Annotated in this window: 27 protein-coding genes and 1 other annotated feature; of the genes, 20 read left to right on the forward strand and 7 right to left on the reverse strand. The window is 43.3% G+C overall.

Annotation, left to right across the window (positions count from 1 at the left end; translation table 11 throughout):
* Positions 1-118: 118 nt before the first annotated feature.
* From ALT761_RS13080 to ALT761_RS20895, 9 genes are all read left to right on the forward strand, one after another.
* Positions 119-604 carry a DUF2244 domain-containing protein gene (locus tag ALT761_RS13080; RefSeq protein ID WP_129739310.1) on the forward strand — a complete coding sequence of 162 codons (486 nt, stop codon included), beginning with the start codon at positions 119-121 and terminating at the stop codon, positions 602-604.
* Between the two features lie 150 nt (positions 605-754).
* Positions 755-1,006: a DUF6482 family protein gene (locus tag ALT761_RS13085; RefSeq protein WP_129739312.1), complete on the forward strand. Its 252-nt coding sequence runs from the start codon at positions 755-757 to the stop codon at positions 1,004-1,006.
* 245 nt (positions 1,007-1,251) lie between these two features.
* Positions 1,252-2,136, forward strand: a complete 885-nt coding sequence (locus ALT761_RS13090; protein WP_232043454.1) for a TraB/GumN family protein — start codon at positions 1,252-1,254, stop codon at positions 2,134-2,136.
* Between the two features lie 160 nt (positions 2,137-2,296).
* Positions 2,297-2,869 carry a YSC84-related protein gene (locus ALT761_RS13095; RefSeq protein ID WP_129739314.1) on the forward strand — a complete coding sequence of 191 codons (573 nt, stop codon included), beginning with the start codon at positions 2,297-2,299 and terminating at the stop codon, positions 2,867-2,869.
* 401 nt (positions 2,870-3,270) lie between these two features.
* Entirely contained in the window at positions 3,271-3,690 is a 420-nt protein-coding gene (locus ALT761_RS13100) for a GNAT family N-acetyltransferase (protein WP_129739316.1), read from the forward strand.
* Positions 3,691-3,841: 151 nt separating this feature from the next.
* Entirely contained in the window at positions 3,842-4,441 is a 600-nt protein-coding gene (locus ALT761_RS13105) for a thiamine biosynthesis protein ThiC (protein ID WP_129739318.1), read from the forward strand.
* Positions 4,442-4,474: 33 nt separating this feature from the next.
* Positions 4,475-4,969, forward strand: coding sequence for an arsinothricin resistance N-acetyltransferase ArsN1 family B (locus tag ALT761_RS13110; protein ID WP_331903085.1), 495 nt, complete (start codon positions 4,475-4,477; stop codon positions 4,967-4,969).
* A gap of 23 nt (positions 4,970-4,992) precedes the next feature.
* Positions 4,993-5,505: a flavodoxin family protein gene (locus ALT761_RS13115; protein ID WP_129739320.1), complete on the forward strand. Its 513-nt coding sequence runs from the start codon at positions 4,993-4,995 to the stop codon at positions 5,503-5,505.
* A 215-nt stretch (positions 5,506-5,720) separates the two neighbouring features.
* Complete coding sequence (locus ALT761_RS20895) at positions 5,721-5,852, forward strand: hypothetical protein (protein ID WP_269472488.1); 132 nt, start codon at positions 5,721-5,723, stop codon at positions 5,850-5,852.
* Positions 5,853-5,946: 94 nt separating this feature from the next.
* Here ALT761_RS20895 and ALT761_RS13120 read toward each other — a convergent pair whose 3' ends face one another.
* Positions 5,947-6,303 carry a hypothetical protein gene (locus ALT761_RS13120; RefSeq protein WP_129739322.1) on the reverse strand — a complete coding sequence of 119 codons (357 nt, stop codon included), beginning with the start codon at positions 6,301-6,303 and terminating at the stop codon, positions 5,947-5,949.
* A gap of 231 nt (positions 6,304-6,534) precedes the next feature.
* Positions 6,535-6,653, forward strand: a sequence feature (His leader region).
* 59 nt (positions 6,654-6,712) lie between these two features.
* Here ALT761_RS13120 and hisG point away from each other — a divergent pair.
* The 9 genes from hisG to ALT761_RS13165 all read left to right on the forward strand — a co-directional run bounded on the left by hisG (position 6,713) and on the right by ALT761_RS13165 (position 14,560).
* Positions 6,713-7,615 carry an ATP phosphoribosyltransferase gene (gene hisG / locus ALT761_RS13125; protein ID WP_013783426.1) on the forward strand — a complete coding sequence of 301 codons (903 nt, stop codon included), beginning with the start codon at positions 6,713-6,715 and terminating at the stop codon, positions 7,613-7,615.
* A gap of 13 nt (positions 7,616-7,628) precedes the next feature.
* On the forward strand, positions 7,629-8,945 hold the full coding sequence (hisD, locus tag ALT761_RS13130) for a histidinol dehydrogenase (RefSeq protein ID WP_129739324.1): 1,317 nt from the start codon (positions 7,629-7,631) through the stop codon (positions 8,943-8,945).
* Entirely contained in the window at positions 8,945-10,033 is a 1,089-nt protein-coding gene (gene hisC, locus ALT761_RS13135) for a histidinol-phosphate transaminase (RefSeq protein WP_129739326.1), read from the forward strand. Before hisD ends, hisC begins: the two co-directional genes overlap by 1 nt.
* Positions 10,030-11,100 (forward strand): bifunctional histidinol-phosphatase/imidazoleglycerol-phosphate dehydratase HisB, encoded by a 1,071-nt coding sequence (gene hisB / locus ALT761_RS13140; RefSeq protein ID WP_129739328.1) that lies wholly within the window; start codon positions 10,030-10,032, stop codon positions 11,098-11,100. Before hisC ends, hisB begins: the two co-directional genes overlap by 4 nt.
* Positions 11,100-11,744, forward strand: a complete 645-nt coding sequence (gene hisH / locus ALT761_RS13145; protein ID WP_129739330.1) for an imidazole glycerol phosphate synthase subunit HisH — start codon at positions 11,100-11,102, stop codon at positions 11,742-11,744. Before hisB ends, hisH begins: the two co-directional genes overlap by 1 nt.
* Positions 11,744-12,481, forward strand: a complete 738-nt coding sequence (hisA, locus tag ALT761_RS13150) for a 1-(5-phosphoribosyl)-5-[(5-phosphoribosylamino)methylideneamino]imidazole-4-carboxamide isomerase (protein WP_129739332.1) — start codon at positions 11,744-11,746, stop codon at positions 12,479-12,481. Before hisH ends, hisA begins: the two co-directional genes overlap by 1 nt.
* Positions 12,463-13,272: an imidazole glycerol phosphate synthase subunit HisF gene (gene hisF, locus ALT761_RS13155; RefSeq protein WP_013783420.1), complete on the forward strand. Its 810-nt coding sequence runs from the start codon at positions 12,463-12,465 to the stop codon at positions 13,270-13,272. The genes hisA and hisF overlap by 19 nt, the downstream gene beginning before the upstream one ends.
* A complete protein-coding gene (gene hisIE, locus ALT761_RS13160; RefSeq protein ID WP_013783419.1) occupies positions 13,269-13,886 on the forward strand; it encodes a bifunctional phosphoribosyl-AMP cyclohydrolase/phosphoribosyl-ATP diphosphatase HisIE in 618 nt (205 codons plus the stop codon). Before hisF ends, hisIE begins: the two co-directional genes overlap by 4 nt.
* Positions 13,887-14,110: 224 nt before the next feature.
* Positions 14,111-14,560, forward strand: a complete 450-nt coding sequence (locus ALT761_RS13165) for a GNAT family N-acetyltransferase (protein ID WP_129739334.1) — start codon at positions 14,111-14,113, stop codon at positions 14,558-14,560.
* Between the two features lie 129 nt (positions 14,561-14,689).
* Here the strand turns inward: ALT761_RS13165 and ALT761_RS13170 are convergent, their stop codons facing one another.
* A complete protein-coding gene (locus ALT761_RS13170) occupies positions 14,690-15,157 on the reverse strand; it encodes a hypothetical protein (RefSeq protein WP_129739336.1) in 468 nt (155 codons plus the stop codon).
* Between the two features lie 361 nt (positions 15,158-15,518).
* Between ALT761_RS13170 and lepB the strand changes: the two genes are divergently transcribed.
* Both lepB and ALT761_RS13180 read left to right on the forward strand, forming a co-directional pair.
* Positions 15,519-16,160 (forward strand): signal peptidase I, encoded by a 642-nt coding sequence (gene lepB, locus ALT761_RS13175; protein WP_129739338.1) that lies wholly within the window; start codon positions 15,519-15,521, stop codon positions 16,158-16,160.
* Between the two features lie 292 nt (positions 16,161-16,452).
* A complete protein-coding gene (locus tag ALT761_RS13180) occupies positions 16,453-19,041 on the forward strand; it encodes a TonB-dependent receptor (protein ID WP_129739340.1) in 2,589 nt (862 codons plus the stop codon).
* Positions 19,042-19,079: 38 nt separating this feature from the next.
* Here ALT761_RS13180 and ALT761_RS13185 read toward each other — a convergent pair whose 3' ends face one another.
* The 5 genes from ALT761_RS13185 to ALT761_RS13205 all read right to left on the reverse strand — a co-directional run bounded on the left by ALT761_RS13185 (position 19,080) and on the right by ALT761_RS13205 (position 24,223).
* Positions 19,080-19,475, reverse strand: a complete 396-nt coding sequence (locus ALT761_RS13185) for an MAPEG family protein (RefSeq protein ID WP_129739342.1) — start codon at positions 19,473-19,475, stop codon at positions 19,080-19,082.
* 114 nt (positions 19,476-19,589) lie between these two features.
* Positions 19,590-20,234 (reverse strand): adenylate kinase, encoded by a 645-nt coding sequence (gene adk / locus ALT761_RS13190; RefSeq protein WP_013783409.1) that lies wholly within the window; start codon positions 20,232-20,234, stop codon positions 19,590-19,592.
* Positions 20,235-20,546: 312 nt separating this feature from the next.
* Positions 20,547-22,469 carry a molecular chaperone HtpG gene (gene htpG, locus ALT761_RS13195; RefSeq protein WP_129739344.1) on the reverse strand — a complete coding sequence of 641 codons (1,923 nt, stop codon included), beginning with the start codon at positions 22,467-22,469 and terminating at the stop codon, positions 20,547-20,549.
* A 109-nt stretch (positions 22,470-22,578) separates the two neighbouring features.
* Entirely contained in the window at positions 22,579-23,178 is a 600-nt protein-coding gene (gene recR / locus ALT761_RS13200; protein ID WP_129739346.1) for a recombination mediator RecR, read from the reverse strand.
* A gap of 97 nt (positions 23,179-23,275) precedes the next feature.
* Positions 23,276-24,223: a hypothetical protein gene (locus ALT761_RS13205; protein ID WP_013783406.1), complete on the reverse strand. Its 948-nt coding sequence runs from the start codon at positions 24,221-24,223 to the stop codon at positions 23,276-23,278.
* Positions 24,224-24,386: the final 163 nt, after the last annotated feature.

The raw sequence follows: 24,386 nt of genomic DNA on the forward strand, positions 1-24,386 counted from the left end.
CGCATGGAGATGGAACTCTCGTGTACGGCTAGTGTTTTTATTTAAACAAATCACGACGGCAAAATACCCAATGCCTACTAATATTACTAGGTAGTTCCCGTTTTATCCTTTGAACTTTATGTTAGAAACAATCTCACTCCAAGGTAAAAAAAGATTACGGCTCACGCCTAACCGTTCAGCAAGCTGGCAAGATACTAAATGGCTGATGTTAATTTTTGCCGTTGCTGTATTCACTATCGCTATTGGCTGGGCGGTGGTGGGAGTTTGGGTAATATTACCCTTTGCTGGTGTAGAAGTTGTATTGCTTATTTTTATCATGTACCAAGTATCCCGCAGTACGTATCGGTGGGAAACTATTGATATTGCTCCACACACTATTCATTTTTGCACACGTCACCGCACACTCATTTTTACTCGTCCGTCTGCGCATATTGAATTTACCGAAGTTGAAAACGACTGGCGCCTTCCCACTGTCAGCCTAGTGGATGGCGAACAACGTATTGTGTTGGGGGAGTTCCTTAACCTTGAAGATCGCGCATTACTAAAAGAATCACTAGGTAACGAAGGCATCATGGTATGCCGTAATCATTGGTGGAAAACCTAGCTTAGCATCTAGCGATACGTGTAAGCGCCGCTTTGGTTTTAGCGCTCGTTTTAGTGAGGCGATGCGAAGTTTAAATTAAATTTAATATCCGTTTTCACGCCTACGAACTATAAATAGTAGTGTCTAGTCGTGTTATATCGGAGAACAATCATGAATCTGTACATAGAGTCAATTGAAGGCGGTAGCTATTTAGCGGCAACAGGGCTAGGTGCATCCCGCACGTTAGTAAGAGACAAAACGTCTCGACCAAAGACATTTCATTGTCTAAATGAAATTAAAGACCACTTTAATTCCGAGGAGTTTGAACATGTTTGGCTGCGCCAATCTACCCCTTATGAGGAAATGGTAGGACAGTCACAAATTCCAGATGCGCTGGAGCTAGAAATTGATTGGCACCGTTAGCAGCTCTCCTTTTGACTGCACTTCTATTACCAGGTTTGTGTAAGCTTCCTTTGTGTTAGCTATCCTTGTGTTAGCTATCCTTGTGTTAGCTATCCTTGAGTTAGCTACCTAGGTATGAGCAGCCTCGATATTTGCTGTTCCGTGGCTAGCGTGTAAGAAAGTCATTGAATGCTGATTAAATAGACCTAAGTTGAATAGAGGTAATTTACTCGGTAAAGTGGCTGATTATCATCTAATAGGACAATATGATGAAATTCAGCCCACGTGCTTTTAGCTTAGCGCTTTTACTTACAACTTATGTAGTAGGGCTAACCACACCAGCCTTTTCTGCCTCGGTTTTCAAAGTTAGTAACGGTGAAAACACTCTTTATATAGGCGGTACGCTTCACTTACTCAGCGAGAGTGACTACCCCCTTCCTGACGCTTACGACACCGCTTACCAACAGTCAGAAACCTTAGTGTTTGAAACAGACTTAGACGCCTTAGAAACACAAGCATTTGCGCAGTCTATGATGAACAAGCTAACTTACTCCTCAGGTAACAGCCTTGCTGATGAGCTTTCAGAAAAAACCATAGCGAATTTATCAGCACATATGGAAGCCCGTGGTTTATCACTTTCTAATTTTATGATGTATAAGCCTGCATTTTTAAGCATTACTTTGAGCATGATTGAACTACAAATCATGGGGCTAACCAGTGAGGGCGTAGATAAACATTTCTTTAATCGCGGCAAAAACGACGATAAAACCATTCTTTGGCTAGAAAGCCCCGAGCAACAACTTTCATTTATTCAGCAAATGGGCCATGGCGATGAAGATGCGTTTATTCAATACACCCTTGAAGATGTTGAAACCCTCCCTCAGGTTTTACCTAAGTTAAAATCGAGTTGGAAAGCAGGCGACCTCGACACAATGTACGAAGAAAGCATGGCTGATTTCAAATCCGAATACCCTGATATATTCAATACGCTTCTATCATCTAGAAACAAAGCGTGGATGCAATTTTTAGTGAAAGCATTGGCAACTAAACCCACTGAATTTGTATTGGTAGGCGCATTGCATTTGCCAGGTGAATTGGGCGTATTGAACATGCTAGAACAGCAAGGTTTCAAGGTTGAGAAGGTAAAGTAGCAATAACATTTACATTCAAAACTAACCTTTGAGCACATTTTTTGCGTACTAGAATTGTAGCGACATGCAATAAACGATTAAACCGACCCGTTTAGGTTAATTTAATACCTAAACCCTGAGTTTAGACAGTACGTTTTAAAATTGAATCGAAGGAAAAAATATGAATTTCAAAAGCTTAACTTCACTTTCATTGGTAGGTTTAGTTTTACTTGCAGTAACTGGTTGTGCCTCTATGGGTGACGGTAGTGTTGCTGAAAAGCGACAAGCTATTTTAGATATGCAGCAAGATGCACTGGCTAAACTTTATATCGAAAAGCCTGATACTCGCTCTCAAGTGCGTGATGCAGCGGGTTATGCAGTATTCACCAACGCAAACATTAACGTTATTTTCTTTGCTGCAGGTACGGGATATGGTGTAGTAAACAACCAAGTCACTGGTACAAAAACCTATATGAATATGGCTGAAGGCGGTGTTGGTCTTGGACTAGGGGCGAAAGATTACCGTGTAGTGATGGTTTTCCACACGCAAAAAGCCATGAACTACTTTATCGAGAATGGTTGGACTGTAGGCGGTAACGCTGATGCCGCGGCTAAAGCCGGTAACAAAGGTATGTCAGCGGAAGGCGAAGGCTATTTAGGCAATGTGACGGTTTATACCATGACCGAAAGCGGCTTAGCCTTGCAAGCCACGGTGAAAGGTACCAAGTTCTGGGTGGATAAAGAACTTAACTAATAAAAGCTAGATTGCGCTAAAAATAACAATCTGGCGCTGGGCCCTTTTTAATTTTTATTATAGAGGCCGGTGCCAGTTTCTCTTTTAAGAAAGCGATTTACACACTGGTAAATAGCCTCAACTTCAGTGAATTCCATTCCCGCAGCCTTGTGTCCTCTGCTCCCACCTTTCCAGTTGTAACGGCCGACAACACATCTGAGATATTGCTTTATTAAATTATATATATGGTTTTGATTTTTGCTATTCAGCTATAAAATTATGGCATTGATTTCACTACCAAAATATAACATATTGATGCAGTATAGAATTCTCGAGAAAGACTAAGCGTTAGCAATAAAAAAGGATTTGGCTTAGGTTATTTACAACCATTTAACTGAAGAGCAAATTAATGGGGCAATAGAATGTCAGCATCCCAGATTATTTTGAAAGACGATCCCCCGAAAGTTGTCGACTTCGCGTCACTTCGAAGCATCGTAGGTTGGGAAAACCCAGAACTTTCAATCATTCAAGCTAGTATAGATTCCTCTTTATTCTGGGTTTCACTTTATTTAGAAAATCAACTTATTGGCTGTGGACGGGTAATAGGTGATGACGCTATGTACTTCTATGTTCAAGACATTATTGTTAACCCTGAACACCAAAAACGTGGCTTGGGTTTTCAAATCATGCAATCCATCAACCGCTATCTCACTTTGCATTGCCCTGTTGGTTCAACCGTTGGATTACTTTCAGCGTATGGTAAAGAGAAATTCTATGAAAAATTTGGGTTCACATCCCGTGACGGTCAAACACTAGGCCTAGGCATGTGTAAGTTTATTTAGCAATTTGCTGTAACAAGGCTTTTTATTGGGTCTAGGTTAGACTGCGGCGGCTAGCGCGCACAAGAAGCCCTATCTGAAGTGTTAGGGTAGATATTTTAAATGTCTCTACAAACTAAATAGAGAGACGTTAGACAAAAAACAAAGGAAAATCATGAATTTTACGAATAAACATACGGTTAGGGCGACATCGTATTTGCTCTTTTTGTTGGCGGCTACCCAGGCGCTATATACCCTACTTCGCATGGCTGGCATCGATTTTCCTCGGCAGCTATTTTGGGGAACGGAAAGCATTCTTTTTACTTTCCTTATGGCCTTTGCCGGCGCTGCGATGGTGCGCGCTAAACATTACCATGTAGGATGGTCTGCCATTGCGTTCAGCGCAGCCCTTAATTTAGTACAAGTGAGTGTTGGCCTTACTATGTTTACCCCCTTTCGTGAGGCTGCTGGTCAAAACGAGAGCATAGGGCCATTAGCCGGCGCAGTAGTAGCCTTGTCTTTCATGATTTATTACGCTGCCAAGCTACTGCTGGGTTTTGCGGCACTTATTTTTGGCATTGCAAAAATGAAAGATGGCGCTAAGCCCTTAGGTGGACTAACTGCGCTAGTGGGTGTTGTTGCAATACTCGCCAATGGAATTTTGATTGTATTTGGCCGTAACGCCTTCTTACCATCAGCGGTGGCTGGAGGATTTGGTGTGCTCGCAACCCTGCTTCTGGCTTTCTGTCTGATGCGTGCTACCAGTGATGATTAGACGATATGCGCTCCGTCAATATTTGGAGAGAGAATGATTATTAGAGATGCGGTTTTAGAAGACTCGCCCGAAATAGCTGAAATCTATAATTTCTATGTTGCGAATACCTGTATCACCTTCGAAGAAACTGAAGTGACAAGCAACGAGATGTCTAATCGATTAAGAAAAGTGTCAGAAGCTTCATTACCATGGATAGTGGCAGTTAAAGACGAAGCAGTCATAGGGTATGCATACGCTACCAAATGGAAAGAAAGGACGGCTTATCGTTTTTCTGTAGAGTCAACGGTTTACCTTTCTATCGAAGCCCAAGGAAATGGATTAGGCACTGAACTCTATGAAGCACTTTTAGATAAATTAAAGCTTCTGGGTATCAACAGTGTAATTGGTGGCATCACTCTGCCTAACCCCGCCAGTGTTGGTTTACACGAAAAATTAGGTATGGAAAAAGTAGCACATTTCCCTAAGGTCGGGTTTAAATTTGGTGAATGGTTAGATGTTGGATACTGGCAGCTAAGCCTTCATGCCTAAAAAATTATAGTGTTAGGAAGTCGATGACTACTGGATTGAAACTTACCATTTTTTTAGCAAGTTCCCGCTCAAACGGAAATACTTCGAAGTTAGCGCAAGCAGTGGCAGCCGAGCGACAAGCAAAAATTATCGATCTTAATAAATTTTCCATTTCATATTTTGACTATGAGCACGAAAATACAAGCGATGACTTTTTACATTTAATTGAAATACTAACTGAGTCAGATCATGTTATTTTCGCTACACCTGTCTATTGGTATTCAATGTCTGCGCAACTGAAGACGTTTTTCGATAGGTTTACGGACTTGCTGACTATCAAAAAAGAACTAGGCAAAAAACTTAAAGGCATGCCTATATCGGTTATCGCTACGGGTACGGATGAAGCGATGCCTTTAAGTTTTACTCAGCAATTTGAATCAATTTCTGATTACTTAGGTTTTCAACTTGGCTCACAACTTTATTGTCGTTGCCCAACAGCTTTCGAACTACAGCAACATAAAAAAGCAATTCAAGCATATGTTAATAATATCGAATAAACCCCATCAGCGCTCGCTTACAAGCATCGTGAGTTAGTAACCATTCGTGAGCTTTCTCTTCGCTTACCACCAATAACTTGCGATTAGTCAATTAGTCTAAAAACGCCTGATTTTTAAACTAAAGTTGGGTAGCCTACCCCTATTTTGTACACACTGAACTGGTAATATTGGGGTGTAGTTTATTACATCCCTTTTCAACGCCTAGAGGTATTATTATGACAGCGCTACTTTCTTTAAATGCAGATGATTTGTTTATTGTGACTGGTATCGCGCTTATGTTTATCAGCTATGCGTTTTTACTGCCTACAGAACTAAAGCGTGCAATCAAACAACGGGGCTGTAAATAATATAAGCTCGCAGAATGCGTCTTTGTTACTGCAGAGATACTGAGGGCAACATTTAATAGATGACGGGAAGGAAGCCGAAAGCAGTCTGCTGCGGTTAAATGGTAATATCCACATGCTTAATGCCCCGCGGTATTTTAGTGCCTGTTGCATCTGCGGTATCTAACTCACTGCTTTCACTTTCGCTCAATTGCTGTCCTATCGATTTATCGCCTTGGCTGTCTTCTTGTTGGCGATTTTCTTGGTTGCTCGGGTGTTCTTTCTTTTCATTTTCTTCGTGCCGTTCCCGCTGCGCCATTTCATCAACAATGTGCACTTCATCATGCTGCTCTTTTTCATCTTGATTGAGTGCCTCTGCCTTTTCGCTGCGCGCCACTTTTTTAACCCTATTATCAGATTCGATGGGCACTTTGGTGTTGCGCGGTAAAATGGAAAAAATTAAGTCATTACTCATGGCTACCCCAACCCGTTAAGGTCAATTTTGTGATATTTCATCGTCTACATTACTTAATAGGGAAAACGATCACATTGGCTCAGATCAAAAAGTTTTACTATATACATATTAATTTAGACTGAAACTGCAAAAAGAGTTCACTTTCGCCTTGCAAAATAGGGGGCAAACCGCTAATGTTTCAGCCGTTCGGAAATAGGTATTAAGAAATCAAATGAATAACTGCGCTGTAAAACATCACCACCATCATAAAGCATAGCCTTTCAGGTTCGTGCTGGAAGGTCTATTATTCCTTCCAGTGGCGCAGATAGAAAAAATTCTCGACCCTCGGAAGGAAACTTCCGGGGGTTTTTCGTTTTAGGCGTAATCGTTAAGACAGTAAAAAGTAGTACAACGTGAAAGGAACGTTTCAATGAGTAACAGCAAAAGACTTCGAATTGCCATACAGAAATCAGGCCGTTTAAGCGATGACAGCATCGCGCTACTTAAGGCTATTGGCATTAAATTAAACATTCGTGATCGCCTGCTGATTGCGCATTCTACCAACGAGCCTATCGATTTATTACGTGTTCGCGATGACGATATTCCAGGGCTAGTAATGGACGGCGTAGCCGACCTTGGCTTCATTGGCGAAAACGAACTTGAAGAAAAAATGTTAGAACGCAAAGCATCTAACAAGCCTTCTGATTATGAAGTATTACGTCGTTTAGACTACGGCGGTTGTCGCTTGTCTATCGCCGTGCCTACTGAAATGGACTACACCAACATTCAGTCTTTAGAAGGCAAGAAAGTGGCTACCACTTACCCATTCCTATTAGAGCGTTATTTTGCAGAGCAAAAAATTAATGCTAAAGCAGTCATGCTTACAGGTTCGGTTGAAGTTGCACCACGCGCAGGCGTTGCCGACGCTATCTGTGACTTGGTATCAACGGGCGCTACCCTTGAAGCGAACGGCCTAGTAGAAGAAGATGTCATCTTCCGCTCAAAAGCAGTATTAATTCAACGTGCCGATGGCAACATGAGTGATGAAAAGCAAACGCTTATTAATCGCCTTATGCCACGTGTTGATGGTGTATTGCTAGCGAAAGAAAGCAAGTACATCATGCTTCACGCACCAAAAGCTTACCTAGAACAAGTGAAAAGCTTGTTACCGGGCGCTGAAAACCCAACCGTATTGCCTTTGTCTGGCAATGAAGAGCATGTGGCTATTCATGTTGTTTCTACTGAAACCTTGTTTTGGGAAACCATGGAAAAATTAAAAGCACTAGGCTGCTCTTCAATATTAGTTATGCCTATCGAAAAAATGATGGGCTAAAAGGCAAAAGATTATGATTATCTGGTCATCTCTATCAAAGCTTGAGAAAAAAACGGCGCTTTCGCGTCCGGCTATGGCCAATAGCCAACAGTTAAAACAAACCGTGGGCGACATTATCGCTAGCGTTGAAAGTGAAGGCGATGCCGCTGTTATCGACTTCACTCGTCAGTTTGATTGCCCTGATTTGCAATCGTTAGTGTTATCGCAAGAAAGCATCGACACGTTAGCAAGTTCGGTTACCGCTGAAGTAGCAGGTGCGATTGATATTGCATTTAACAATATTAAAGCGTTTCACGATGCCCAGCTGCCAAGTGATATTGCGCTAACCACGACACCTGGTGTGAACTGCGAATTGCGCTTCACCCCGTTAGATGCCGTAGGTTTGTATATTCCAGGTGGCAGTGCACCTTTGCCTTCAACGGTGCTAATGCTAGGTGTACCAGCGCTGGTAGCGGGATGTGAAAACAAACTGCTTTGCACACCACCAAACAAGCAAGGCTTGATTGCCCCTGAAATTGCCTATGCCGCAAGAAAATGTGGCATTGAAGCCATATATCTTTGTGGCGGCGCGCAGGCCATTGCAGCGATGGCATTGGGCACAGATACTATCCCGCAGGTTGATAAAATATTTGGCCCGGGAAATAGTTTTGTGACTGAAGCCAAACAGCAAGTAAGTTTGCGTGCTGATGGTGCGGCTATTGATATGCCAGCAGGCCCGTCTGAAGTATTGGTGTTAGCAGATGAATTTGCCGATGCTGAATTTGTTGCCTCAGACTTACTTTCTCAAGCAGAGCATGGCCCAGATTCTCAAGCCATTTTAGTGTCTAACAGCGAAGCACTGATTGAAAGTGCGAAGGCAGCGGTTGAACGTCAATTGTCTACCCTTTCACGTGCCGACATTGCTCGCCCTGCAATGGAGAATGCCCGCTATATTTTGGCCGACTCAATAGATGACGCTATTTTAGTAAGCAATGCCTATGCGCCTGAACACTTGATAGTGCAAATTGAAGATGCCCGTAGCTTACTGCCGAAAATCAAATACGCAGGTTCAATATTTTTAGGCCCTTGGTCGCCTGAATCTGCCGGTGATTATGCCTCGGGTACAAATCACGTATTACCTACTTACGGCTATGCGAAGAACTATTCTAGCTTAGGCTTACTTGACTTTATGCGTCGTTACACCATTCAAGAGTTATCCGCAGACGGCATGCGCAACTTAGGCCCAGCTATTATGGCATTGGCTAGCGCTGAAGGGCTTGATGCTCACGAACAAGCAGTAGCGCTTCGTATGCAAAAGCTAGCGAACGTTAGCGATAAGGGAGATGCTTAATGCCTGCTCTTGTAGATACCCTTATTGATAACCTAATTAACGACAATTTAGTGCCGCTTAAGCCTTACGAGTCGGCCAGGCGTTTGTATTCAGGTGGCCAAGATTGGCTAAATGCCAATGAATCGCCCTATGCAAATGAATATGCGATAGATGCAAGTAACTTTAATCGTTACCCGTCGTGTCAGCCTTCATCGGTGGTAGAAAGCTATGCAGCCTATGCAGGTATTGATACTTCTCAGTTGATGGTTACCCGTGGTGCAGACGAAGGCATTGAATTACTTATTCGTACCTTTTGTACTCCAGGTAAAGACAACATAGTAATTTGCCCGCCCACCTATGGCATGTACGCCATTAGTGCAGAAACTTGTGATGTGGGTATTACTACTGTGCCGCTAAATGGTGATTTTAGCCTAGACGTTGAAGGTGTGTGCGCAATTGATAACGCCAATGTTATCTTTATTTGTGCGCCAAATAACCCAACGGGCACACAGGTTGCCAGAGACGATATACGAGCGGTACTCAACCACTTTGCTAATAGCGCTTTAGTGGTAGTGGATGAAGCCTATATTGAGTTCGATGCCGATAATACCTGGGCAAATGAAATAGCGGATTACCCTAACCTAGTAGTACTACGCACGCTTTCAAAAGCCTTTGCGTTAGCAGGGCTTCGCTGTGGGTTTACTTTAGCCCAAGCGCCAGTTATTCAAGCGTTGCTAAAAGTCATTGCACCCTACCCTATTGCAGAGCCTGTGGCACAAATTGCTGCACAGGCATTATCTACCGATTCACTGACATTAATTCAGTTGCAGGTAGATACCATCAATAGAGAAAAAGACCTACTGGCAACCGCGCTTGCCGATATTGACGGCTTTGAATTGGTTGGTGATAGAAAAGCAAACTTTGTGCTATTTCGCTACGAGCGTGCTAGCGAACTCATGCAATATTTAGTGAGCAAAGGGTTATTAATACGCGACCAATCTAAACAGCTTAACCTTACAAATTGCTTGCGAGTAAGCATTGGTACTGAAGAACAAAACCAGCGTTTATTGCAACTGATCAACGAATTTAAAAAGGAGCTAGCGGCATGAGTCAGCAAGCCATTTTATTTATCGACCGCGACGGTACACTTGTAGAAGAGCCGCCGGTAGATAAACAGCTAGACAGTTTAGAAAAGCTGGTTTTCGAGCCAAACGTTATTCCTGTGCTGTTAAAACTAAAAGCAGCAGGCTTTAAGTTTGTCATGGTCACTAACCAAGACGGCTTAGGCACGGACAGCTTTCCACAAGCTGATTTTGACGCGCCTCATAATGCCATGATGGCCATTTTCAAAAGCCAAGGTATTACGTTTGACGACGTGCTTATTTGCCCGCACTTTGAAGAAGACAACTGTACTTGCCGTAAGCCTAAACTGGGGTTAGTGAAAGACTACCTTCAGCAAGGAAAGGTTGATTTCACCCGTTCATACGTGATTGGCGATCGCATGACCGACATGCAACTTGCCGAGAACATGGGTATTAAAGGGTTGCAATATAACCCTGAAACCTTGAACTGGGATCATATCCAAAAAACCTTGTTGTCGTCTTCACGTATTGCCGAAGTTATCCGCACTACCTCAGAAACCGACATTAAAGTACGCGTAGATTTAGACTCTACCGAGAAGTCGCACATTCACACTGGTTTGGGTTTCTTCGACCACATGCTTGATCAAATTGCGACCCACGGCGGTTTTGAATTAAACGTAACCGTAGATGGCGATTTGCACATAGATGATCACCACAGTGTGGAAGACACTGCATTGGCATTAGGTGAAGCCCTTAAGAAAGCCCTTGGTGATAAACGTGGTATTGGCCGTTTTGGTTTTGCCCTGCCTATGGATGAGTGCCGCGCAGAATGCATTATGGATATCTCAAACCGTCCTCACCTTAAGTTTGAAGCTGATTTCAGCCGTGACCAAGTGGGCGAAATGGCCACTGAAATGGTGCCACACTTTTTCTATTCATTGGCGCAAAGCATGGGGCTGTCGCTTCACCTTTCCACCAGCGAAGGGAATGCTCACCACCAGGTAGAAAGTTTATTCAAAGTATTTGGCCGTGCGTTACGTCAAGCCATTACGCGACAAGGCGATGCATTGCCTAGCAGTAAAGGAGCGCTTTAATGCCTGAAATACAAAAATCACAACGACAAAAAATAGTCATTGTGAACACAGGCTGCGCAAATATTTCATCGGTTCGCTTTGCGCTAGAGCGTTTAGGCGTAACCGTTGAAGTATCTGACGACAAAGATGTGATCACCCGCGCCGACAAAGTATTTTTACCCGGTGTTGGTACTGCAGCTGCTGCCATGGCAAGCATTACGCAAAAAGACTTATCAAGCACATTACAAAGCCTAACTCAGCCAGTACTAGGCGTGTGTTTAGGTATGCAGTTAATGGTTGAAAGCAGCGCTGAAGGTAGCTTAGAGAACCGCTTAGGAGACACGCAGGATGACATTCCTTGTTTGTCGCTAATGCCTGGTCGTGTTGCACGAATGGAAGCGAATGGCTTGCGCTTGCCGCACATGGGTTGGAATACGGTTTCTCATAATGACGACACCTTGTTTAAAGGCATTCCTCAAGATACCTATTTCTATTTTGTGCACAGTTTTGCCGTACCAGAGTACGCCCATACCCTAGCCAGCTGTAACTACGGTAACCCGTTTTCAGCGGCCATTAATAAAGACAACTTCTTTGGCGTACAATTTCACCCTGAACGTTCCAGCGATGCTGGTGCGCAACTACTGACTAACTTTGTGAACCTATAATGATTATTCCAGCAATTGATCTTATCGATGGCAGCGTAGTGCGTTTGTATCAGGGCGACTACGAGCAAAAAACAAAATACGAATTCGACCCGGTAGACGTGGTAAACGACTATGCCGACCAAGGCGCTACATGGTTGCACATTGTTGATTTAACTGGCGCGAAAGACACCAGCAAGCGCCAGCTTACCTTGATTAAATCAATGGTAGACACCAAGCGCATGCAGTTTCAAGCAGGCGGTGGTATTCGTAGCGAAGAAGAAGTAGCCCAGTTACTCGATATCGGCGTAAGCCGCGTGGTGATTGGATCGCTCGCGGTTAAACAGCCTGAACTGGTGAAATCTTGGGTAACCAAATACGGTGCTGAACATATCGTGCTAGCCCTAGATATTAACATTAGCGAAGACGGCGAAAAGCTGATTGCCACTCACGGATGGCAGGAGAATTCAGGGGTAGCCCTAGAAGACTTGCTAAACGACTTTGCATCGGTTGGTGCTACACATGTGCTTTGCACCGACATTAGCCGTGACGGCACGCTGCAAGGCGCTAATGTAGAGCTTTACGAAGAGATGAGTGCACGCTTCCCTAATGTTAGCTGGCAAGCATCTGGCGGCATAGGTAGCTTAAACGACATTTCGGCGTTGAAACCAACCAACGTTGGCGGCGTTATTTTAGGTCGTGCCTTACTTGAAGGTAAATTCACCGTGAAGGAGGCTATCGCATGTTGGCAAAACGCATAATTCCTTGTTTGGATGTTCGCGACGGCAAAGTCGTTAAAGGCGTTCAATTTAGAAACCACGAAATTATTGGCGACATCGTACCCTTAGCAGAGCAATACGCAAAAGCGGGCGCTGACGAACTGGTGTTTTACGATATTACTGCAAGTTCAGATGAGCGCGTGGTAGATAAAAGCTGGGTAAGCCGTATTGCACAAGTTATCGATATTCCATTTTGTGTTGCCGGCGGCATTAAAAGCATTGAAGATGCTGGGCGCATTTTAGAAATGGGGGCAGATAAAATTTCGATTAACTCCCCTGCCCTAAACAACCCTGCATTAATTAATGCCATGCATGACGTGTACGGCCAGCAGTGTGTGGTTATTGGGGTAGACAGCTTTTACAACGACGCCACTGGGCAATATGAAGTGTATAAGTTTACTGGCGATGAGAACCGCACTCAAAAGAGCCAATGGCAAACTCTAGACTGGATAAAAGAAGTGCAGTCACGTGGTGCCGGTGAAATTGTGCTTAACTGCATGAACCAAGATGGTGTAAGAAAAGGCTATGATATTGCACAACTAAGCGCAGTGCGTGAAGTGTGCGAAGTACCCCTTATTGCTTCTGGCGGCGCGGGTGAAATTTCTCACTTCAACGATGTATTTCAACAAGCCGATGTTGATGGCGCACTAGCCGCTTCCGTATTCCATAAAGGCATTATTAACATTGATGACCTAAAGGCCGATTTAACCGCTAATGGCGTACCTATGCGTAAGCGTCACGCCCTACCAAACGCACAAGGAATAAAGCCGTGATTGTAACTTCCGAAAACAGTAATACCCTAGCATGGGAAAAAATGGACAACCTGCTTCCAGCCATAGTACAAGATGCCCTTTCAGGCAAAGTACTGATGCAGGGTTACATGAACCAAGATGCACTAGCCACTACATTAGATAGCGGTAAAGTCACTTTTTTTAGTCGCTCAAAACTGCGTTTGTGGCAAAAAGGCGAAACCTCAGGCAATACGTTAGATTTAGTCAGCGTAGCCGCCGATTGCGATTTCGACTCGCTATTAGTGTTAGCCAACCCTAACGGCCCAACATGCCACACAGGCGTTGAAAGCTGCTGGTTTGAAGGCAATACGCCTAGTTTTACCTTTTTGGCTGATTTAGAGCGCTTATTGGCTGCCCGTAAAGGCGCAGATCCGAAAAGCAGCTACACTGCTAGCTTGTACAATAAGGGCATTAAGCGTATTGCACAAAAAGTGGGTGAAGAAGGTGTTGAAACGGCACTTGCTGCTACCGTACACGATAAAGAAGAGCTTAAAAACGAAGCTGCTGATTTGTTGTATCATCTAACCGTTTTGCTACAAGCGAGCGACATGTCGCTTGATGATGCGTTGTCGGTATTGCGTGAACGTCAAAAGTAAGTGTTAAGGCTATTCGCCTACAGCAATTAAAATAATCTGTGATATATACAATATACAGTTTAGCAAAGGAGTAAGTTACCCCCGTAACTTGCTCCTTTTTTTATGAGATGCTCTACATTTTGAAACATTTGTTATTTATTTTTCCTCGCAGCATTGCTTTTCACCTCTACGCCTAAATATGCTTTTCTCTATCTCTTTTTGGAAGCGGAAGCACTGAGATTCATATGGACATTAGTTTACGAGAAGTCACCAAGGACAATTGGCTAGATATTATTCATTTAGAAATTACTAAAGAGCAAGAAAACTATGTGGCGTTAAATTCGGAATCTATCGCCGAATCAAGTTTCTATCCCCACTATATCAATAGAGCCATTTATCAAGGTGATGAGGCTGTAGGCTTTATTCAATATTATCAGGAGCTAGAAGAGAACCTACCTGACGAGTTTTATATTGCGCAATTTATGGTCGACGTCAAACATCAGGGGCAAGGCATCGGAAAAATCGCAACCGAACAAGTGATAGAAGAAATGAGCGCAATGCCTGAATGTAAAAAAATAACCATACTTTATATGCCCGGACACCATGCAATGCGAAAGTTCTATGCACAGTTCGGCTTTGTTGTAACCGAGGAAGATGACGAAGACGGTGTTGTGATGGAGCTTAGTGTTAAATAACCCAATCTGCTATTAGGCTTTTTTTGCCAAGCTTTTAGTGAGCATCACCTTAGGGTGAAACGTGTGCCAAAGGCTGCATCGTACAAAAAACTTCAATTTTGCCGCTTAGTTAAACTCGAAGAATTAGCATTATCCTAATTCATTTGACGAAACGGCGTCTTGTTGTTCAACCTCGGTTGCGCCGCAGCAGAGTAATAACCAACGTAAGTCGTCAAACCCCGAAATTGGCCACCCCACTACTTGCAGATAAACATCTATGTAATCATTCCCCCTAACGTGGCCTGTCCACCAAAACCAGTCACGCTCTTCGTGAAAGTATCTTACTTTGCCAACCTGACTACAGAGTTGTTCATCTTCCACATCACAGAGTAAATTTGTTTTAAACCAAGTTTCTAATAATTCATAGCTGTTTTCGGTGCGCCACTGGTCATGGTATTCACAAATCTCTTCTACCGACAAAATTAGCACTAAGCATTCTTTAATTCGTTCAAATACAAGCTCTGCATTGCCATTACACTCAACGCTAACATGCAGTAAGTTGAGCTCTTTTGGACTAGTAACATCAAAAACTAAGCGTTTAAGTTCATCATTTAACATTGTTATCTCTCGGGCTAGTCACTTGCGCTAGTATTCATCGTTAGTTTATCAATAAAACGCTTCCTATAAATAGGATGGGTGCAAATGTTTGCGCATAGAGTGAATGCACTCGAATGGCTACTCTACAGACTGTCAGAACCGAGTCATAACCTTTCAAACACTAGCACTAGCACTAGCATGAAAACTGTTATGTAGCGTAAAACAAGTCACACACATCTTGAAACACTTATCGTATGAACTGTTTTCAATCTGCGCTTTCTATATTTAAATCAACTTTAGCGGCCGTTACAGTCGAAATTATCTTGTACATGGTAATAGGCTACCGTTATACCGTATTAACCACCTATTGTTAGGAATAAAAATGAAGCAACAAGCTGGCTCGTTTATTAAAAGAAACCTACCTTTCATTCTATTTGTTGTACTGATGTTTTCATTCAGGAGCAGTGTAGCAGATTACTATCATGTACCTACGGGTTCTATGGAGCCCACTATTCAGGTGGGAGATCGCATTGTGGTAAATAAAAGTGCCTACACCCTCGAACTGCCTTTTACCAATGTAGTGCTTGCCCAAACGGGTGATATCGCTCGTGGTGACATTGTGGTTATTCAAAGTAGCGCGGCCGATACGCGGTTAGTTAAGCGCGTTGTCGCTATTGCTGGTGACACGGTTAGCTTGAGTAACAACACGCTAACCGTGAATGATGAGCACGCCGTAATACACAGGCTCGACAACTATGTATTCCAAGAAACTATGGGCGATAGTCAGCGCAGCATACAGCTATTACCGGTTAAAGGGGCGCGCTCGTCATTTAATGAAGCTGTTGTACCTGACAAGCATGTATTGGTAATGGGTGACAACCGAAATAACAGCGTAGATTCACGTTATTACGGCTTTATTCCCGTTGAAGAGATTCAAGGCCGTGCTACCCGTGTGGCTTTTTCATTAGACAAAGAAAATTACTACTTACCAAGAGGAGAGCGTTCTTTGTTAGCGCTTCAATAATATCAGTTCGACAGGCATGCCTTAAACGGGTATGCCCGCTCTCTTATCTCTGCCTTACCCAACTTGCCTAAACTTGCCGTAACTTACGGGTTACTCTACGTCAACACAGAGCTTCAGCACTTATAACCTTCTCTCATTTTCCATTTGTACACAATTTGTAACTAACTCTATTCAAAAACAATAGCTTGCTAGCTTGCTACTTTACCCGCGTTAATGCTATTGATTAATCAGCGACCATTCACGTTGCTGAAATAATAAACAACAAGTTAAATGGAACCATAAGGAAATCACAATGAAACATGGTGTTAAACTTAGTGCGCTTACACTCGCACTGGCTGGACTCTCTTCAATCTCTTACTCACAAGCTCAAGAAGTAGAAGAAAAAGCTGAGGGAGTAGAACGCATAGCAGTAACAGGCTCTCGTATCAAACGAACTGACATTGAAGGCCCCTCTCCTATTCAATCGATAGATGCCACTATGATTAAAGGCATGGGGTATGAAAACTTGCAACAATTACTAGAACGTATGCCGGCTACCGGTGCGGGTACTTTCTCAACACGTAACAATAGCCAAGACTCTACTGCAAATGGTGCGGCCTCTGTGTCCCTTAGAGGCATGGGTCCAGATGCCACCTTAGTACTTATTAATGGCCGACGTGTTGCCATCAGTGCATTTGCAGAAAGCATTACCAATTCATTTGTTGATATTAATGCTATTCCCGTATCGGCCATTGAACGCATCGATATTTTAAAAGACGGTGCATCAGCTATTTACGGTTCAGATGCCGTGGCCGGTGTAGTGAATGTTATTTTGAAGAAAGACTATGATGGTTTAGAAGTAAACGTAGGCTATGGCGGTACCACAGGGCCAAGCTACGGCGAAACCACGGCTAATATGCTGTGGGGCAGCCAAAGTGAAAAAAGCAGCGCTACTGTCATTCTCGATTACTTTAACAACAGCCAGTTAGGTGCTGATGAAATGGGTCGGTTTGGCACTGCCAACCAATCACCTTATGGCGGTATGGATTTTCGTTCTTCTCGTGGGTATCCAGGTTATTTCTATGTTGATGGTGTTAAAACTATCGATCCCGATTGCCCAGCCGATAGCGCAACAGCCTCAGGAAGTTGTTTGTTTGATTATGGCCCATACGGCCTCACTATTCCTGAATCGGAGCGTGTAGGTTTTATTGGCCAATTCGATTATAAAATTTCGTCAGATGTTACCGCGTTTATGGAAGTCGCCGTACAGCACAATACGTCTGAAGCTGGCGGTGCAGCCACGCCGCTTGATGAAGACGCGGGCTTAACAGTACCTGGTACCCATCCTGATAATCCTTTCGGGCAAGATATTGATATTGGCCGTTACCGCCCTGTTGATGCAGGCGCCAGACGCTGGGATATTGAAACCGATACCCTTAGGTTTGTTGCAGGCTTACGAGGCCAAATTTTTGACTACGATTGGGAAGCGTCTATCCAAAAAGGAAGAAGCCGCTCAGAACAAAGCGGCGATCAATCGCAAGGTTGGGTTCGCGTAGATTGGCTACAGGAACAGATTGACCTAGGTAACTACAATCCTTTTGGTGGTGTAACTAACTCACCTGAGGTTATTGATGCCATCACCACCAGCTTGGTTCGCCGAGGTGAATCACGCATGACTAGCTTTGATGCACACATCACTGGCGAAGCGTTTGCGTTAGGTGATGAAATGGTCATGATGGCAGCGGGTATAGAGTACCGTGAAGAGCAAGTATCAGACATTCCAGACATTCAATTCCAGCAAGGTCTCATTTTTGGTACTGAATCTGTTTCTGCTAACGCAGAGCGCGATCAATACGCCGCCTATTTAGAATTATCTATTCCGATCTCTGATCAACTAGAGCTTCAATTGGCGGGTCGTTACGACGACTACAGCGACTTTGGTAACACGACCAACCCGAAAGTTGCGCTACGCTGGGCGCCAAGCGATGAAGTTACTCTTCGTGCCTCTTGGGCGCAAGGATTCAGAGCACCGTCATTGGCACAAGTAGGTTTAGGTCCTTCGCAGAAGAGTGTGTTCTTTGTGGATAGATACCGCTGTGAAGCAACAGGTCTAGACTGCGAATCGTTAGATTACAATATTGAGTTTGCGGGTAACCCAGATTTGGAAGCGGAAGAGTCTGAATCTTGGAATGTGGGCGCTATTTGGGCACCTACACAAGAACTTGGTTTAAGCGTTGATATTTGGAGTATCACTCAAGATAACAAAATTGATGAGCAGCAATTTGGTTTGGTATACGACACCGAGTGTAATAACCAAGATAGCGAAATTTGCGTACGCTTAGATCCACAAGGCAGCGCTAGCTTAGGGGTTATCCAAAAGATATTTAACACCTATCAAAATGTATCTTCGCAAGAAGCTGCGGGTATCGATTTAAGTGCAAACTACATGCTTACCCTAAACGACTACGGTGACGTGAAGTTCAATCTTGATTGGTCTTATCTTACCGAGTTTGAAAAAGACGGTTTAGATTACACTGGTGAGTATGGGTATCCTGAGCATCGCTGGTTGTTTGGCACGACGTGGAGCAAAGGTGCATTTGACGCTAACTTGAATATTAGCTTTGTGGGTGAATTTGAAGATACACCGGATATCGACTTCGACGGTGTGTTAGATTTTGAAGAAAATACATCCCGAATGGTCGATTCACAAGTGCTAGTGGATATTCAAGGTGGCTACAACGTGACTGATACTATCCGACTTGTACTTGGCGTAAACAACGTACTTGATGAAGAACCACCTTTTGCTATTGGCGATGGCGATAGCGACCTTTATGGGTATGTGGGTAGTATCCACAATCCACGCGGCCGCTTCGTATATACCAAAGCTACGTTTAGGTTCTAAACGCTAGCGCTAACTGTGATTGCCTGAATGTCAGGCAATCACAATCCAAAATGAATTAACATTAAGTTGGCAATGGCCGCTACTAGCATGGCCAAAAAGGTCAGCATCATTCCCGCAATGCGTTGCCAACTTGCCCCAGCATGATGCCTCAATCCATAGGCATGGAAAATACGTCCAAACAGCAGTGAGCATGCAAGTGCATGTACTGCCCAACCTTGCCCTGTATTCGCTTCAAAGCAAGCGACCATAATGAGGGTAATAGGAACATATTCACTAAAATTTCCATGAGCGCGACTGAGCCTTTTCAGGTCTTCATTACCACCGTCACCCAAGCTAATTTGATTTTTTCTACGAACCCCTATCACTAAAAAAGATAAGTATAAGTAGCAAATCCCCAACAGACTGGCATAAAACGCCGTTATAGGTAATACCATGAGTTAGCTCCACGTTTATATTAGTTATTCTGCAATTATTAAACGCTATTCGCTTATAACATACAAGTAACAAAAAAGGCCGCAACTGCGGCCTTTACAAATCAACAAGCTTAATTAACCTAGAAGTTCAGCAAGCTCTGCGCTTACTTCATCTACTGGGCGTGTGCCGTCTAATTTGTGATATTCGCAGTTGCCCGCATCAGCTTCAGCACTATAGTAATTAACTAAAGGCTTGGTTTGCTCATGATAAATTGCAAGGCGTTTACGTACTGTCTCTTCTTTATCATCATCACGGATAATAAGGTCTTCACCAGTATCATTGTCTTTACCTTCCTCTTTAGGTGGGTTGTAAACAACATGGTAAACACGACCTGAAGCAGGGTGAACACGACGGCCACCCATACGCTCAACAATCACATCATCTGGTACATCAAACTCAATACAATGATCGACAGAAACACCTGCTTCTTTCATTGCATCCGCTTGAGGGATGGTACGAGGGAAGCCATCTAACAAGAAACCATCTTTACAATCGTCTTGTGCGATACGCTCTTTAACTAACCCGATAATGATTTCATCAGATACCAGCTTACCTTCATCCATTACACGCTTGGCCGCAAGGCCCATTTCCGTACCTGCTTTTATAGCAGCACGGAGCATGTCACCGGTAGAAATTTGGGGGATCCCATATTTGCCCATTAAAAACTGAGCTTGTGTGCCCTTACCCGCGCCAGGAGCGCCGAGAAGAATAATTCGCATGAGTGCGTTCTCCGCTTATGATTTTGAACTTTTTTACTTGGGGCACTTTACACATTCAGCACCACAGTGACAAGTCTAAGCCCCACTGTAGAGGGAAACTAAACACTTATGATGAATATATATACTACTTATGGCCCGTTATAAAATCCGACTTTGGTCTTAACTCACTGCTTACTTTCAAACGTACCGAATGAAGTTAGCTAAACGGGTAAAATATAGCATAAATTAACGTGCAAAATAGATTTAAAGACCCTAGAAACAAAAAACGGGCATTACGCCCGTTTTATATTAATTAACTTTAGAAATTAACGCTTATTTTGCTAACTTCATTAACAAAGTGTTCAAGTTTTGCACAAACGTTGAAGGGTCTTTTAAACTACCCTGTTCAGACAATGCTGCTTGGTCGAACAACACGCTAACCCATTGCTTAAACAAATCTTCGTCTTGCGTATCTGCTAGAGTTTTAACCAATGAATGCTCTGGGTTAAGTTCGAATACGTACTTAACGTCAGGCACAGGCTGACCTGCAGCTTGCATCAACTTCATCATCTGTGTGGTCATGCCGTTGTCATCTGCAACAATGCACGCCGGAGAATCAGTTAGACGGTGGGTAAACTTAACGTCTACTACTTTATCGCCAAGGGCTGCTTTAGCACGCTCAACAATACCCTCTACTTCTTTCTCTGCTTCTTCTTGGGCTTTCTTAGTGTCTTCATCTTCAAGGTCGCCTAAATCTAAGTTTGCTTTCGCAATAGATTCAAACTGCTTCTCGTTGAAATCAGTTAAGTGCGACATTAACCACTCGTCAATGCGCTCACCCATTAGCAATACTTCAATGCCTTTCTTACGGAAGATTTCTAGGTGCGGGCTAGATTTAGCAGCTTGTAAGCTGTCTGCCGTTACGTAGTAAATCTTATCTTGGCCTTCTTTCATGCGTTCAATGTAATCTGCCAACGACACAGTTTGTGCATCAGATGTACTATTGGTTGATGAGAAGCGAAGTAAACCGGCGATTTTTTCGCGGTTACTATGGTCTTCAGAAGGCCCTTCTTTAAGCACGTTACCAAATTCATTCCAGAATGACTGGTACTTTTCAGCATCGTTCTTAGCCATTTTCTCAAGCATTTGAAGTACGCGCTTAGTACAACCTTGACGCAATGCTTGGGTTACCTTGTTGTCTTGTAGAATTTCACGAGACACATTAAGCGGCAAATCGTTGCTGTCTAGAAGACCTTTAACGAAGCGCAAGTACGTGGGCATAAACTGCTCGGCGTCATCCATAATGAAAACGCGCTGAACATATAACTTCAATCCATGTGCTTGGTCGCGGTTCCACATATCAAACGGGGCTTTAGAAGGAATGTACAACAAACTTGTATATTCAGTCTTACCTTCAACTTTGTTATGCGCCCATGCAAATGGATCGGCAAAGTCATGAGAAATGTGTTTGTAGAATTCTTTATATTCTTCCTCAGAAATATCTGATTTTTCGCGGGTCCACAAAGCCGTCGCTTTGTTTACTAATTCCCACTCGCCAGGCTGCGCTGGCGTCTTCTCGCCATCAGGGCCTTCGCTTTCAGGCACTTCTTCTTTCCACATTTTAACTGGAATGCTGATGTGGTCAGAGTATTTGCTAACAATTGAGCGTAAACGCCAATCATCAGCGAATTCTTTTTCGTCTTCACGAAGGTGCAATACAATTTCAGTACCGCGAGTAGGCTTGTTGATTTCTGCTAAAGTGAATTCACCCTCGCCTTCAGAAATCCACTCAACGCCTTGTGATGCGTCTGCGCCAGCGGCACGGGTGCGAACAGTTACTTTATCAGCAACGATAAACGCAGAGTAAAAGCCAACACCGAACTGACCAATCAGTTGTGAGTCTTTTGCGTTGTCGCCAGAAAGCTTACTGAAGAAATCTTTAGTACCCGACTTCGCGATAGTACCTAAGTTAGCTATTACTTCGTCGCGGTTCATACCAATGCCGTTATCAGCAATAGTTACCGTGCCCGCTTCTTTATCAACACTAATTTTTACGTTTAGGTCGCCATCATTTTCATAAAGGCTGTCGTTTTCTAGTGCGCGGAAACGTAGCTTGTCTGCTGCATCGGCAGCGTTAGACACAAGCTCACGTAGGAAGATTTCTTTATTTGAATACAAAGAATGAATCATCAGATGTAGAAGTTGTTTTACTTCCGTCTGAAAACCGTGGGTTTCTTTATGGGCTGTTTCAGCCATAATCCAATATCTCCTCGTTGAATGGATCACGTTACTTTCAAACAGGTAAGGTCGAACTCGCAGTTTTCAACAGCAAAGCGAAAAAATATTATTGGGGAAGCGCCGCAATTTAGAGTTTGCGGCGACCAGAGAAGGCGTGAGTGAGGGTATTACCATCTATATATTCAAGCTCGCCACCAACAGGCACACCATGAGCAATACGAGATGCTTCAACATTATGTGCCGCACAAAGCTGGGCTATATAATGCGCAGTGGCTTCACCTTCCACCGTGGGGTTGGTGGCAAGGATCACTTCGTTAATGCCACCTGCACTAAAACGAGTTTCTAATTCATTGAGGCCAATTTCTTCAGGCCCTACTCCATCGATGGGCGACAAATGCCCCATCAATACAAAGTACTGGCCTTTATAACTAAGCGTTTGCTCGATTGCCAAAACATCTTGCGGGCTTTCAACAATGCATAACAAGTCACTGGCCTCGCGCTCGGGGTGACGGCATATTTCGCACAGCTCATCTTCCGTAAACGTTCTGCAGCGCTGACAGTGGTGAATATGCTCCATGGCGTTGTGCAGCACATTACTTAAATCTATCGCCCCCTTACGATTACGTTCCAAAAGATGAAACGCCATTCGCTGGGCACTCTTATTACCTACCCCAGGAAGGCAAGTTAACGCTTGAATTAATTCATTCAGTAACGGGCTAAACTTCATACAAACTACTTATCATGTTAAATCGGTTACGAAACAACTACGCATGTTACTCACTAAAAGTTCTTGTTGCACACTCTCAATAAAAGTTTGCTATAGGCTAGTTTGGCTCAATTATTTTTTCTTTTGGCTTTGCTGCCTTTCGAATCAATTTTTTATGCACTTCATCGAGTTTAATCACATACGCATTTCCGCCGAAAATACCTTTAAATTTCTCGTCGGTAAATATAATGGTGTTGTCGTCTTTAAAAGTGACCGCCTCTTTTTGCGTAATCAACCCTAAATCGATGCGGTAAACATCGCCGGAGAAGAACTTATCCCCTTTGAAGTTTTCGAATAACCAAATACTAGTGGAATCCAATAGCGCTAGCTTAGTTCTGTCAGGGCTTAATGCCGCCGACGTTATCCAGCACAGTTTCTCCATGGTAGTACAGGTTTTAAAAGAGTCGATTAATTCGGCATCAAAGTTAGCCGCGTGATCACCCACTTTATATACGTTAGTAATACCATCAAAGGGCTCAGTTCTATTCTTGGTGAATAAATAAAGGTGGCGCCCTAGCGCAACAAAGGCTTCTAAATCGAAGTTACGATCATTCGGTTTAACCGGTGTTTTCCCGTCCATTTCAGGGTAGGTAAACTTAATAATTTCAGCGTTTGTCGACTCGGTTTTAATATCGATAGGGTTTTCTATTTTATAGATAGTTAGCCATTTTCTGTCGTTATCATTATTACCAAAATCGCCTAAGAAAAAGTGCCCAAAATCGTTTTGGGTAATATCTTCCCAATCGATGTTTTTCGCATTGGCTACCATAACTTCCTTGGTAATGTCGCCGTTATCATCTAAACGATATAATTTGGGATCATCCCCACTATCGTTAATAGCCCAAAGAAATCCTTTTTTGTCGTACTCGATACCAGAAATTTCATTCAATTTAGGGTCTACGGATAACTGCTTTTTGCTATATAGCCTGTGAGTTGAAATGCCAAATAGGGTAATGGCTACGACAGCGACTACTGTCACCGACAGGATAATACTTTTTTTCAGCATGAAAATGTTGATATTTCTGAACGTTAAGATGGGATGTATTATTACTGATGGTCTACCATAACTAAAGCGTTTTATGTCGAACCTACTGACCAATCCGTTGAAGCTGCTTAATCCCAAACAATAGGTAAGGCCCGATCCTATTAAAAAGCTCATGCTAGTCTAC

The sequence above is a fragment of the Alteromonas sp. 76-1 genome (assembly GCF_900654235.1).
Classification (GTDB): Bacteria; Pseudomonadota; Gammaproteobacteria; order Enterobacterales; family Alteromonadaceae; genus Alteromonas; species Alteromonas naphthalenivorans.